This is a genomic window from Streptomyces sp. NPDC044063 (assembly GCF_056434285.1).
In genome coordinates this window covers 34,555-47,449 of the sequence record NZ_JBWKFM010000015.1, presented here as the reverse complement: position 1 = coordinate 47,449, position 12,895 = coordinate 34,555, and the positions used below count along the sequence as shown (strand labels likewise).

At 74.7% G+C, this 12,895-nt stretch carries 10 protein-coding genes; 4 read left to right on the top strand and 6 right to left on the bottom strand.

Features of this window, described 5'->3' with window-relative positions; translation table 11 throughout:
* Nucleotides 1-11: 11 nt before the first annotated feature.
* A complete protein-coding gene (locus AC07BS_RS19830; RefSeq protein WP_478933457.1) occupies nucleotides 12-2,012 on the bottom strand; it encodes a DUF5107 domain-containing protein in 2,001 nt (666 codons plus the stop codon).
* A gap of 264 nt (nucleotides 2,013-2,276) precedes the next feature.
* Between AC07BS_RS19830 and AC07BS_RS19825 the strand changes: the two genes are divergently transcribed.
* From AC07BS_RS19825 to AC07BS_RS19815, 3 genes are all read left to right on the top strand, one after another.
* Nucleotides 2,277-2,501, top strand: a complete 225-nt coding sequence (locus AC07BS_RS19825; protein WP_478933454.1) for a hypothetical protein — start codon at nucleotides 2,277-2,279, stop codon at nucleotides 2,499-2,501.
* Nucleotides 2,502-2,523: 22 nt separating this feature from the next.
* Entirely contained in the window at nucleotides 2,524-4,632 is a 2,109-nt protein-coding gene (locus AC07BS_RS19820) for a phage holin family protein (protein ID WP_478933452.1), read from the top strand.
* A 122-nt stretch (nucleotides 4,633-4,754) separates the two neighbouring features.
* Nucleotides 4,755-6,143, top strand: coding sequence for an amino acid permease (locus AC07BS_RS19815; protein ID WP_478640207.1), 1,389 nt, complete (start codon nucleotides 4,755-4,757; stop codon nucleotides 6,141-6,143).
* 19 nt (nucleotides 6,144-6,162) lie between these two features.
* Here AC07BS_RS19815 and AC07BS_RS19810 read toward each other — a convergent pair whose 3' ends face one another.
* From AC07BS_RS19810 to AC07BS_RS19800, 3 genes are all read right to left on the bottom strand, one after another.
* Nucleotides 6,163-6,924, bottom strand: a complete 762-nt coding sequence (locus AC07BS_RS19810; RefSeq protein WP_478640205.1) for an SDR family NAD(P)-dependent oxidoreductase — start codon at nucleotides 6,922-6,924, stop codon at nucleotides 6,163-6,165.
* Nucleotides 6,925-7,013: 89 nt separating this feature from the next.
* Nucleotides 7,014-7,595 carry a TetR/AcrR family transcriptional regulator gene (locus AC07BS_RS19805; RefSeq protein WP_478640202.1) on the bottom strand — a complete coding sequence of 194 codons (582 nt, stop codon included), beginning with the start codon at nucleotides 7,593-7,595 and terminating at the stop codon, nucleotides 7,014-7,016.
* A gap of 90 nt (nucleotides 7,596-7,685) precedes the next feature.
* Nucleotides 7,686-9,518: a hydroxysqualene dehydroxylase gene (locus tag AC07BS_RS19800; RefSeq protein ID WP_478933449.1), complete on the bottom strand. Its 1,833-nt coding sequence runs from the start codon at nucleotides 9,516-9,518 to the stop codon at nucleotides 7,686-7,688.
* A 148-nt stretch (nucleotides 9,519-9,666) separates the two neighbouring features.
* Between AC07BS_RS19800 and AC07BS_RS19795 the strand changes: the two genes are divergently transcribed.
* The gene (locus AC07BS_RS19795) at nucleotides 9,667-9,972 is read left to right on the top strand and encodes a 4a-hydroxytetrahydrobiopterin dehydratase (RefSeq protein WP_478640198.1); all 306 of its coding nucleotides are present in this window, start codon (nucleotides 9,667-9,669) and stop codon (nucleotides 9,970-9,972) included.
* 69 nt (nucleotides 9,973-10,041) lie between these two features.
* On the opposite strand, the gene AC07BS_RS19790 is transcribed toward AC07BS_RS19795, so the two are convergent.
* Together AC07BS_RS19790 and AC07BS_RS19785 are read right to left on the bottom strand one after the other, a co-directional pair.
* Nucleotides 10,042-10,884: an aldo/keto reductase gene (locus AC07BS_RS19790; protein ID WP_478640196.1), complete on the bottom strand. Its 843-nt coding sequence runs from the start codon at nucleotides 10,882-10,884 to the stop codon at nucleotides 10,042-10,044.
* Nucleotides 10,885-10,977: 93 nt separating this feature from the next.
* A complete protein-coding gene (locus AC07BS_RS19785) occupies nucleotides 10,978-12,804 on the bottom strand; it encodes an AMP-dependent synthetase/ligase (protein WP_478933446.1) in 1,827 nt (608 codons plus the stop codon).
* Between the last annotated feature and the right edge of the window lie 91 nt (nucleotides 12,805-12,895).

Below are 12,895 nucleotides of genomic sequence, written 5' to 3'. Positions count from 1 at the left end.
GTCCGGCACGCTCAGGCACGGACCCCGAAGTCGTAGCGCTCCGGCAGCGGATGCAGCTCCCGGGCCCGCTCCCGCACCTCCCGCGTCACCGGGCCGTCCCCGGCGACCAGCCGCTCGGCGATCGCGAACCACACCTCCGCGAGCGCCGTCTCGCCCTCCCTCGCGTCGTCGAGGTCGAACCCCTCGTCGAACACCGCCCGCGCGGCCGCCGCCTCGCCCCGCGCCAGCGACACCCGCGCCCCCAGCAGCCGGAAGCGGCCCCGGGCGCGGTCGGCGGGGTGCGTCCCCGCCAGCACCTCCGCCGCCGCGTCGGCCCGCCCGGCGGCCAGCAGCGCCGTGACCGCCTCGTGCGCCAGCGCGGCCAGCGCCGCCCGGGACGCCCGCCGCTCCCGGGCCCGGCCGATCGCGTCCGCGTAGCGGTCGGCGGCCCGCTCGTGGTGGCCGGCCGCCCGGTCGGCGGCGGCCAGGCAGCGCAGCGCGGGCCACTCCAGGCCGTCCCGCAGGGCCCGCTCCCAGCTGCGCACGGCCTGCGAGCGGTCGCCGGCGTGCCACTGGGCGACCCCCAGGTGGTAGGCGGCGTACGGGCCGGGCTCGGCGTGCTCCAGCAGGTCCCGCCAGCGCGGGGAGACGAGCGACGGCCCCGGCTCGGAGCCCTCCTCGGTGAGCGCGCCCGTGTGCAACAGCTCCTGCCACGGCCGCTGTTCGGGGCCCAGCGTCGCCGCGGGGAAGGGCGTCCCGGGCAGCTTCAGGCCGCCGCGCTCCACCTCCAGCGCGCCCCAGCCCGACCCGGTGGCCAGGAACTCCCCGGGCTCGTGGTCGGCGTACGGCCGCCAGGCCGCGTGGGCGGCCTCCACGTCCGCGCGGGGCAGCGCCGCCTGGAGCCGGTCCGCGACCTCGGCGCGCGCCGCCCGCCAGTCGGCGCCGTGCACGAGGGCGGGGTCGGCGGCCAGCGGCCCGTACGCCTCCAGCCAGGCGAACTCCCCGCCCGCCTCCAGCGGTACGTGCTCCAGCTGGGTGCGCGCCAGGCCCGCCTGGATCTCGGCGTAGCCGCCGGTCCCCGGCTCGGTGAGCCACCCCTGCCGGCGGCGGCCGGCCGGGCCCCCGCCCCACAGGAACAGCTTGCGGCCGCGCAGCAGGTCGGTGGACGTCTGGACGAGCCCGCGGCCGTCCGCGTCCAGCGAGGCGATCCAGCGGCGCTCGCCGTCGGGCAGGTCGTAGAAGTAGTCGGCGGGCCGGTCGCCGTCCGCCGGGTAGGAGCGGTCGGCGTCCTCCCAGCGCGGCACCGGGACGTGGCGCAGTGAGCGGGTGTAGCCGAAGTGCCAGGCGGACTCCGCCGGGGCGAGGACGCGGGTGCCCGGGGCCTCCGGGACGGCGGTGTTGGACCACCAGTACACCGGCGCCGGGCGGTCGTGCGGATTGCGGACGCGGACGCCCGCGTAGAGGAAGGCCGAGCCCCCGGGCAGCCAGAGGTCCACCTGGAACGGCAGGTCGCGCAGCCGCTCCCACTCCCACAGGCGCAGCATCTCCCCGCCGTCGGGCGCCGGGACGCGGGCCGCGTGGAGCGGGGCGACGGACAGCGGGCCGTGGCCGGTGGCGCCGGTGTTCCACTCGATGCCGCCGGAGAACCAGGCGCCGTTGAGCGCGTAACCGGCGGGCTGCACCACGGGGTTGCGGTAGACGAGGGAGCGGCCGCCGGCCTTGTCCTCCAGGGAGTGCACCCGGCCGCCGAGCGAGGGCAGGACGGTGGCGCGCAGCCGCTCGTTCTCCAGGACGATCGCGTCGATCGTGGTGGGGACGCGGGTACGGGAGTAGTCGTCGCGGCGGCGCACGGGCAGCAGGGAGCGCAGCGGCGCGTAGCGCATCTGCCGGGCCATGTCCGCGGGGAAGCCGTCGAGCCCGCCGGGGCCGAGCCGGTGTACGTCGGCGAGGACGGCCAGCGGCGGCAGCGGGTTCTCCGGCCCCAGGGGCGCGGCGGGCAGGGACAGCACGGTGCGACGGATGGTCGTGACCATGACGGACTCAGCTCCTCGTACGGGCCGCCGTGCGCCCGGCGCCCCCCTCATGACTCCATGTCTCCCCGGACACCGGAGTGCTTCCCCCCGCCGCCCGTGCGTGAACGGTCGCGGACGGACTCATGGAATGCCGTTTATCACTTCCTGGCCGGCCGGGGTCCGCCGCCGTCCGTCCGCCGTCCCGCCCCCGCCCGGGATCACCCGGACGGGTGACATCGGGCGCACACGCCGCACGGTCGCCGCCGAGGTCTACGCTGAGGGCCGGTGAGCGACCCCGTGAGCGACGAAGACGACCGCCCGCCCGCCCCCGGGCCCGAGGGCAGGACCTGCCAGTGGTGCCACGGCGCCGGATACGTGACCCGCGCGCTGGCCTACGTCCCCGGCCCGGACCCGTTCGAGGGCCCGGCGGAGACCGTCCACCGCGCCGGGCAGTGCCGGCACTGCCGGGGTTCCGGCCTCTACGACTCCGATCTCGACCCGACGCTCTGAACGGGCGTTCTACCCTTCCCGCATGGGTCTTGTGCGCGGCGCCGCCCATCGCGTGGGCCGGCTGATCGGCGAACGGTGGCTCGGCGTCGTCCTGCCCTGGGTGGTCTCCACCGGCACCCTGCTCCTCCTCGCCGCCCTGCTGCCCGACTTCCGCATCCACCCCGCCGGCGGCGACGGCCCCTCGCGCACGGTGCTCGCGGCCGCGCTGGGCGCGGGGGCGTTCGGGCTGCTCGGCGCGGTGGTGTGGCCGCTGCTGGTGCGGGCGCTCCTGCTGGTGCCCGCCGTCGTCCTCGGGCTGCTCGTCTTCGTCCTCAACGGCACGCTGCTGCTGACCGCCCTGGCCCTGCTGCCCGTCGGCGGCGGCACGGCCCGCCCCGGCACCGCCGTGGTCGTCGCGGCCGTCGTCTCGGCCGCGTCGTCGGCGGCCGGCGCGTTCGTCGCCGTGCGCGACGACGGGGCCTACCACCGCCGGCTGGCCCGGCTCGCCGACCGCCGCCGGCGCCGCCGGGGGGAGGCGACCGGCCGGCAGTCCGTGCCCGGCACCGTCTTCCTCCAGCTCGACGGGGTCGGCCACGACGTCCTGCGCGAGGCCCTGCGGGAGCGGACCGGCCCGCGCGGCCGCCGCCGGCCGCCCCTGATGCCGACCGTCGCCGCCTGGGCCGCCGACGGCCACCGGCTGACACCCTGGCGCACCGACTGGTCCAGCCAGACCGCGGCCAGCCAGCTCGGCATCCTCCACGGCTCCAACGAGGACGTACCCGCCTTCCGCTGGTACGAGAAGGAGACGGGCGAGGTGATGGCGGGCAACCGGCCCGCCGCCGTGGCCGAGCTCCAGCGCCGGGCCGCCGCCCGCACCGGCCACGGCGGGCTGCTCACCACCGACGGCGCCAGCCGCGGCAACCTCTTCACCGGCGGCGCCGACCAGCTGGCGCTGGTGCTGTCCGTCGCCGCCCGGCGCGACCGCCACAACCGCTCGCGGTCCGGCTACTTCGCCTACTTCTCCGACCCGGCCAACGCCACCCGCACCGCCGTCTCCTATCTCGCCGAGGTCGTGCGCGAGATCAGCCAGTCCCTGCGCGCCCGGCTCCGCCGGGAGCGGCCGCGCCTCGGCCGGGGCGGCCTCTACCCCTTCGTCCGGGCCTTCGTCACGGTCGTGGAGCGCGACGTGATCGTCGCCGCGGTGCTGGGCGACATCCTCTCGGGGCGCACCTGCGTCTACGCCGACCTGGTGGGCTACGACGAGGTCGCCCACCACTCGGGGCCCCGCGGCCGGGACACCCACCAGGTGCTGCGCGGCCTCGACCGGGCGATCGCGCTGATCGCCCGGGTCATCGAGCACGCCCCGCGCCCGTACCGCGTCGTGCTCCTCTCCGACCACGGCCAGAGCCCGGGCGAGCCCTTCGCCGCCCGCTACGGGCTGACGCTCGCGGACCTCGTACGCGGCGGGCTGACCGCCGGCCCGGGGCGCGGACGGCGGCCGGTCGTGCTGGCCTCCGGCAACCTGGGGCTGGTCTCCTTCCCCGACGTGCCGGGCCGGGCGAGCCGGGAGCGGATCGACGCGGACCACCCCGCCCTGCTGCGCACCCTCGCCGACCACCCCGGGATCGGGTTCCTCCTCGTCCACTCGCGCGAGCACGGGCCCGTGGTGCTGGGCTCCGGCGGCCGGGAGCACGTCCTGGACACCGGCGAGGGCGCCGCGGACAGCCCGCTGCGGGCGCTGGGGCCCGGGGCCGAGGAGGCCGTACGGCGCACCGCGGGCTTCCCGCACGCGGCGGACATCATGGTCAACTCCGCCTACGACCCCCGCACGGGCGAGGTGCACGCCTTCGAGGAACAGATCGGCTCGCACGGCGGGCTGGGCGGCGAGCAGAGCCGGCCGTTCCTGCTGTGGCCGGGGGAGCTGAGCCCGCCGGTGGGGGAGGGGGAGGAGCTGGTGGGCGCCGAGCGGGTGCACCGGGTGCTGCGGCGCTGGCTCCGCGAGGCGCGTGGGCGTCCGCAAATTCCGGCCGTGCCCCCTCCGGCGGCCGCGCCGGCACCGGAGCGTGCCGGAGTGGACGAATCGCGGTCCGGGGCCGTGATCGCGCAACCTTTTGCGGTCGGCGGGCAGGCCCCGCGGGACAAAAAAATCTAATTTGGCGGTGCGCGGGGCTGCGGTCAATATGTGCTGTCGCACATACCTGTGCCCTTGCACGGGTGTGCGACGTCGCCCCAGAATCGGCGACCTGTCCGCAGCACGAGAGGTGCGATCACCCCATGCACGACACCGACGGCACACCCTCACGCCGTTTCGGCCTCCCCACCGCCATCACCCTGGTCATGGGGAACATCATCGGCGGCGGCATCTTCATGCTGCCCGCCTCGGTCGCCCCGTACGGCACGGTGAGCCTGCTGGCCTTCGGCGTGCTGACGGTGGGCGCGATCGCGCTCGCCCTCGTCTTCGGCCGCCTCGCCGGGCGCTTCCCGCGTACCGGTGGCCCGTATGTCTATGCACGCGAGGCCTTCGGTGATTTCGCCGGATTCCTCTCGGCGTGGTCGTACTGGACCATGACCTGGGTGAGCAACGCCGCCCTCGCCGTGGCCGGTGTCGGCTACCTCCACGTCCTCACCGGCAGCGGGTCCAAGGAGCTGGACCTGGTGCTGGCCCTCGCGCTGCTGTGGCTGCCCGCGCTGGCGAACCTCGCCGGTACGCGCTGGGTGGGCGCGGTGCAGCTGGTGTCGACGGTGCTGAAGTTCCTGCCGATGCTGTTCGTGGCGGTCGTGGGTCTCTTCTTCTTCGACCCGGACAAGCTGGGCCCCTTCACCGAGGGCGGCGGCAGCTGGACGGGCGGCCTCACCGCCTCCGCCGCGATCCTCCTCTACAGCTACGTGGGCGTGGAGTCGGCCGCCATCAGCGCGGGCGAGGTGCGCGACCCCGAGCGCAACGTGGGCCGCGCCAGCGTCATCGGCACGATCGGCGCCGCCGTGGTCTACCTGCTCGGCACCGTCGCCGTCTTCGGCACCGTCGCGCACGACAAGCTGGTGGACTCCACCGCGCCGTTCTCCGACGCGGTCGACGCGATGTTCGGCGGCCACTGGGGCGGCACGCTGATCGCGCTCGCCGCCGTGATCTCCATCACCGGAGCGCTCAACGGCTGGACCCTCATGAGCGCCCAGATGCCGTACGCGGCGGCCCAGGACGGGCTGTTCCCGGCCGCCTTCGGCCGGAAGCGGCGCGGAGTGCCGACGGCGGGCGTCATCGCCGCCGCGGTGCTGGCCTCGGCCCTGACGGTCATCAACTACACGGCGGGCGTGGGCGGGGTCTTCGAGATCCTGGTCCTCATCACCACCTTCTCCGCCACCGTCCCCTACCTGCTGGCCACCGCGGCGCAGGTGTACTTCCTGCTCAACGGCGAGCGGGACAAGGTCCACGCGGGCCGCATGACCCGCGACCTGGTGCTCGCCCTCGGCGGCTTCGCCTTCTCCTTCTGGCTGGTGGCCGGCGCCGGTTACGCGGCCGTCTACCAGGGCGTGCTCTTCCTCTTCGCGGGGATCATCGTCTACGTGTGGATGGTGGCCCGCCGCCCGGCGAAGGCGCCGGAGGCGGAGGGAGCCGCGGACGCCGCGGAGCGGCAGGCCACCGACGAGCCGGAGCTCGTCGCCTGAGGGTGCCGGAGCGCGGCCGTCAGGCCGTGACACCGCCGTCGAGCACCAGCTCGGTGCCGACGGCATAGCCCGCCTCGTCGGAGGCGAGGTAGAGGACCGCCGCGGCGATCTCCTCGGGCGTGCCCGCACGGCCCGCGGGGACGTCGCGGCGCATCCGTTCCGCCTTGGCGCCGGCGGTCTCGCCCGGCCGGGTCGACATCGGGGTCTCGACGGGGCCGGGGCTCACCGCGTTGATGCGGACACCCTCGTCGATGTGGTCCAGCGCCGCGCCGCGGGTCAGCGTGGAGACGGCGGCCTTGCTGGTGGCGTAGGCGCCGAGGCCGGCCAGGCGCTTGTGGCTGCCGAGGTTGGACGAGACGTTCACGATGGCGCCGCCGCCGTTCTCGCGCATGTACGCGATCTCGTACTTCATCGACAGCCACGCGCCGGTGACGTTGGTGGTCAGGGTGGCGTGCCAGTCCTCCTCCGGGATGTCCGCGACCTTGGCGGGCGTGGCGAGCACGCCGACGTTGTTGACGGCCACGTCGAGGCCGCCGTGGCGGGCGACCACCGTGTCGACCAGGGCCCGGACGTCCTCGGCCCTGGTGACGTCGGCGGTCACGGCGCCGGCGCGGCCGCCCTCGGCCTCGACGAGGGCCACCGTCTCCTTCAGCGGCTCCTCCCGGCGGCCCGCCACGACGACGGTGGCGCCCTCACGGGCGAAGGCGAGCGCCACGGCCCGCCCGATGCCGGTGCCGCCACCGGTGACGAGGACGGTCTTTCCGGTGAAACGTGCGGTCATGGTGCCGTCTCCTCTGTGGATGTACACGCTATTTGAGAACGATCGGTCTTGAATGCGGGCAGGGGTCCCCCCTGGCGGGGTCGTCCCGGTCAGTCCAGCAGGGTCAGCGCCTGCTCGGCCGCGCCGTGCAGGAGCTCGGGGGCGGGGGAGACCTTGCCGACCACCCGCAGGCCCTGGAGGAACACCAGCAGGGTCCGGGCGAGCGCCACCACGTCGCGGTCGGCCGCCAGCTCCCCCTGGGCCCTGGCCCGGGTGAGCGCCGCCGTCAGCAGCGTCTCCACCGCCTGCCAGCTCGCCTCCACCCGGCGGGCGCACTCCGGGTCGTGCGGTCCGAGCTCCACCGCCGTGTTGGTGACGAGGCAGCCGCGTCGCAGCGTGTCCCGCGACGCCTCGTCGGCGAACCGCCGCACCAGCCCCCGTACGGCCGGCAGCACCGGCCCCGGCCGCGAGAGCTCCTCGGTCATCAGGGGCCCGTTGAGCTCCCCGTAGCGCTCCAGTGCCTTGAGGTACAGCTCCCGTTTGCCGCCGAAGGTGGCGTACAGGCTCGCCCGCGCGATGCCGAGGTGCGCGACGAGGTCCGCCATCGACGTCGCCTCGTAGCCCCGCCGCCAGAACAGCTCCATGGCTGCCAGCAGCGCGGCGTCCGGATCGAATTCCTTGGTCCTGGCCACGTCGACGATCTTAGGTTTTTCGAGAACGATCGGTCAAGAATGGTGGAGTGGTTCGCGGGAGTGGTTCGCAGGAGTGGTTCGCGAAGGCGCCTACCCCAGGTCGAAGACGTTGCGCAGGCCGAGGCGGTGGCGCGTGTCGTCCTGCCGGCGCAGGAGCTCGAACTCCGGGGCGCGGTAGAGCGGGGTGACGGCGCAGCGCCCGGCCGTCGAACCGGTGGCGTCCAGCAGGGCGTTGACCGCCGCGCGGGCGGAGGCGTTGGCGCCCTCCATGGTGGCCAGGTCGATGTCCACGGCCACGTAGTCCCCGGCGAGGAAGAGGTTGGGAACGGCGGTGCGGGCCTCGGGACGGTCGTACCAGGTGCCGGTGGGGTGGATGAGGAGCTGCTCGTCGTTGGTGGCGGTGGAGCCGCCGAGCTCCACCGCCGGGTCCAGGAACCACGAGTGCAGCCGGGAGTCGCTCAGGACCGTGCGGCCGGTGTCGTTGAGGCTCGCCTTCATCTGCGCCCACACCTCGCGGGCGACCTCCTCGCGGGTGCACTGCTTGGCCGTCCTGCCGTAGAGGATGCCGGGCCGGTCCCACTCGGAGACGTCCACCGACAGGCAGTCGGCCACGGTGCCGTCGCCGTAGTCCCGCCGGAAGTCGCGCCCCGACCAGTACTGGGCCTGGCCCACCGAGGTGATGGACCACGGTGAGTCGATGTGGTTCACATGACCGTGGATCACCGGCGTCGGCTCGGTCAGATAGAACTGGATGCCCGTCATCCAGTCCGTCCGCAGCCGGTCGCAGCGCGCGAGGCGGGGGTCGGCGGCGCGCAGCCGGGCGTTCCAGGTCCGCCGGGCGTGCTCGACGGGCATCGCGGAGACGAAGTGGTCGGCGACGGCCGTCGCCCGCTCGCCGCCCGCGCTCCGCAGTACGGCCCCGGTGACGCGGCCGCCCTCGAACGTGAGGTCCTCCACGGCCCAGCCGGTCCGGAAGGTCACGCCCAGGGAGCGCAGGTGCGCCACCCACGGGTCGATCCACGCCTCGTTGGTGGGGGCGTTGAGCACCCGGTCCGGCTCGCCGTCGGCGCCGCGGCCCAGCGCGTTGTAGAGGAACGCCTCCATACAGGTGGCGACGGTCTTGGTGCTGGCCACCTCGGCCTTGGTGGCGACGATGTTGCGGGTGATGCCGACCGCGAGCAGCTGCCGGTAGTTCGCCGACATCCGCGCCGCCTTGGTGAACTCGAACCAGGGCACGCGCTCCCAGCTCTCGGCGCGCCGCCGCTCGCCGCTGGTGAACCACACCAGCAGCCGGCCCGCGAAGTAGGCGATCTCGTGGGCGGGCAGCGCGGCGAAGGTCTCGAAGAAGGCGGTCAGCGCGCGCAGGAACGCGTCCGGGGTGAGGACGGGCGGCAGTGTGCCGATGCTCGCGAAGGGGATGCGGATGTCCTCGCGGCCGCCGGAGCGGGCCAGCATCACCTCGGTGGAGGGCACGAGGTTGTCGTGGCAGCCGTGGGCGTTGCCGGGGAAGGGGATGCGGCGCAAGGTGTCGGGCAGGTTGCGGTAGAAGCCGGGGATGAAGCGGAAGCCGTGCTCGCCGGGCAGGGGTCTGCGGCCGCCGCGGGCGCTGCCGGGGACGTCCATGCTGCGCGCCTTGCCGCCGAGGGCGGACTTGCGCTCGTACACCGTCACCGTGAAGCCCCGCTCGGCCAGTTCGTGCGCCGCGGTCAGCCCCGCGACGCCGCCGCCGAGCACCGCGACCGTACGCCCGGCGGCGCGCCGGGCGGCCCGGGGTGCCGTACGGGGCGCGGCCCATGCCGTCGCCCCGCCGCCGAACGCGGCCGTCGCGGCGGTGGCCGTGGCGCCGCCGATGAATCCTCTGCGCGTGCTCCCGCTCGTGCCGTCCGCCATGACCACAGCCCCCTGCCGCCGGTAACGTGTCATGTCCGGCGCAGGAGCATAGGAGTGTCCCCTGTACCCCGGAAGGCCGCGGCGGACGCTCCCGTGACACCGGCCGCACATTGGCGCGAATGTGCCCCCGCCCCATGGGACGCTGGCGTCGACACCCGTGACACCGCGGAAGGGATGTGTGATGGCAGTCGAACCGCTCTCGCAGCAGGACGTGGAGGACCGCCTGAGGGAACTGCCCGGCTGGACCACCGACGGGCTCCGGATCGCGCGGCGGTACGCCTTCGACGGGCACTTCCAGGCGGCCGCCATGGTCGTGCACATCGCCCAGATCCAGGAGGAGCTGAACCACCACGCGGACGTGACGCTCGGCTACAACACCGTCGCCCTCTCCGTGAACACCCACAGCGTGGGCGGCAAGGTCACCGGGCTGGACGTGGAACTGGCCCGCCGGATCGAGGCGGTCGCCGCCGGGCACGGGGCGCGCTGAACCGGGCCCCGGGGCGCGTCGCCCCGGGACCCGGCGTCCCGTCCGGTCCGGCCGAGGGCCGGCGCCGGGTCAGCTCCAGTCGAACTCGTCCGGGTCCGGGCCCAGGCGGGTGCCGGTGTCCAGGCCCGCGATCGCGGCGAGGTCCTCGGCGTCCAGCTCGAAGCCGGTGACGTCGATGTTCTCGCGGATGCGGGAGGGGGTCACCGACTTGGGGATGGCCACGTTGCCCTGCTGGAGGTGCCAGCGCAGCACCACCTGGGCGGCGGACTTGCCGTGCTTGGCCCCGATCCGGGCGAGCACCGGCTCCTCCAGCAGACCGCGGCCCTGGCCGAGCGGGGACCAGGCCTCGGTGGTGATGCCGTGCTCGGCGTGGAAGGCGCGCAGCTCGGTCTGCGGGAAGTTCGGGTGCAGCTCGACCTGGTTGACCGCGGGGACGAACGAGGTGTCGGCGATGACGCGCTCGAGCTGCGGCCGCTTGAAGTTGGACACGCCGATGGCCCGGACGCGGTCGGTGCCCGCCAGCTCCACGAGCGTGCGGTAGATGGTGACGTAGTCCTCGCGCATGGCGCGCGGCCAGTGGATGAGGTACAGGTCCACGTAGTCGAGGCCCAGCCGCTCCAGGGAGGCGTCGAACTCGCGCAGGACGCTGTCGCGCGTCCAGGTCTCGGAGGCGCTGTTCCACAGCTTCGTCGTGACGAACAGCTCGTCACGGGCGATGCCGGAGGACGCGAGCGCCTTGCCCGTGCCCACCTCGTTCTCGTAGATGACCGCCGTGTCGATGCTGCGGTAGCCGGCCTCCAGGGCGGTGGAGACGGCCGCGGTCGCCTCGTCGTCGGGGACCTGCCACACGCCGAAGCCCAGCTGCGGCATCACGACGCCGTTGTTCAGGGTGATGGACGGGACGTTGCTCACGGGCAATCGATCCTTACTTCCGTCGAGGGGTCTCCTTGCCCCGGGAACAACCCTGGCGTTCCGCTTTACATTCCCGGTACAGCCATCATGGCGTCACGCATCGCCGTAGAGCGCCTCCACCTCCCGGGCGTAGGCCCGCTCGATCGCCTTCCGCTTGAGCTTGTGGGTGGGCGTCAGCAGGCCCAGCTCCTCGGTGAACCGGCCCGCCAGGATACGGAACGCGCGGATCGAGCCGCCGGGCGGCTCCGGCGCGTTGGCCGCCAGCACGGCCCGCCCTATCTCGGCCTCCAGCTCCGGATCGTTCACCAGCTCGGCCGCCGCCATCCGGGGCCTGCCGCGCATCGCCAGCCAGTGGGCCACCTCCCCGGGGTCGAGGGTGACCAGCGCGGCCACGTACGGGCGGGCCTCGCCGACGACCACGCACCGGTCCACCAGCGGATGCGCCCGTACCCGCTCCTCCAGCGCCGCCGGCGAGACGCTCTCCCCGCCCGCGGTCCGCAGCACCTCCCGCTTCCGCCCGGTGATCGTCAGATAGCCGTCGTCGTCCAGCCGGCCCAGGTCGCCGGTGGCCAGCCAGCCGTCCCGCAGCACGGCCTCCGTGGCCCGCGGGTCGCCCAGGTAGCCGGCGAAGACCTGACCGCCCCGCAGCAGCACCTCGCCGTCGCCGGCGAGGCGCACGGACGTCCCCGGCACGGGCAGGCCGACCGTGCCGAAACGGGTCCGCTCGGGAGGGTTGGCGACGGCGGCCCCGGTGGTCTCCGTCAGCCCGTACCCCTCGAGGACGGTCACGCCGGCGCCCGCGAAGAACAGCCCCAGCCGGCGCTCCATCGCCGAGCCGCCCGACATCGCGTAGCGGACCCGGCCGCCCAGCGCCTCGCGGATACGGGTGTAGACGAGCCGGTCGAAGACCTGGTGCTGCACCCGCAGCGCGGCGCCGGGCCCCGCGCCGGTGCCGAAGGCGCGCTCCTCCACGGCCCGTGCGTAGCGCACCGCCACGTCCACCGCCTTCTCGAACGGCCTGCCCCGGCCCTCACGTTCGGCCGCCCGCCGGGCCGCGTCGAAGACCGACTCGAAGACGCGCGGCACCGCCAGCACGAACGTCGGCCGGAACCCCCGCAGGTCGGGCGGCCCGTCCGGGCCCGCCGCCGGCTGGTGGCCCAGCTTGACGCGCCCGCGGACCGCCGCGACCTCCACCATCCGGCCGAGGACATGGGCCAGCGGGAGGAAGAGGAGGGTGGCCGCCTCCTCGCCGGGCCGGGAGCGGAAGACCGGCTCGTAGCGGCGCACCACGTTGTCGGCCTCGGCCATGAAGTTGGCGTGCGTGAGCACACAGCCCCGGGGCCGGCCCGTGGTCCCCGAGGTGTAGATGACCGTCGCCGGCGACTCGGGGGTGAGGGCGTGGCGGTGGCGGTGCACCACGTCGTCGTCGATCACCGCCCCCGCCGCCGTCAGGTCGCCCAGCGCGCCCGCGTCCAGCTGCCACAGCCGGGCGAGGCGCGGCAGCCGGTCGACGACCGAGCCGATGGTCATCGCGTGGTCCTCGTGCTCGACGACGCAGGCCGAGACCTCCGCCTCGTGCATCATCAGGAAGACCTGCTCGGGCGAGGAGGTGGGGTGCAGCGGCACGGGCTGCGCCCCGATGCACCACAGCGCGAAGTCGAAGAGGGTCCACTCGTAGCGGGTGCGCGACATGATGGCGACCCGGTCGCCGAACCGCACGCCCTCCGCGAGCAGCCCCTTGGCCAGCGCCAGCACCTCGTCCCGGAAGGCCGCGGCGGTCACGTCCCGCCACCGGCCGTCGGCGGTCCTGCGGCCGAGCGCCACTCTGCCGGGGTCCTCGTCCGCGTGCTCGAACACGGCGTCCGCCAGTCCTCCGACGGGGGGCGCCGTCACCAGGGAAGGGACGGTGAACTCGCGCAACTCTCGCTCCTCGCGACGCTCCGCACAGCGCCGTGACCGTACCCGGTCCCGTCCCCGGCCGAACCCCTCCCGCCCGCGCCCGTCTCGGGGC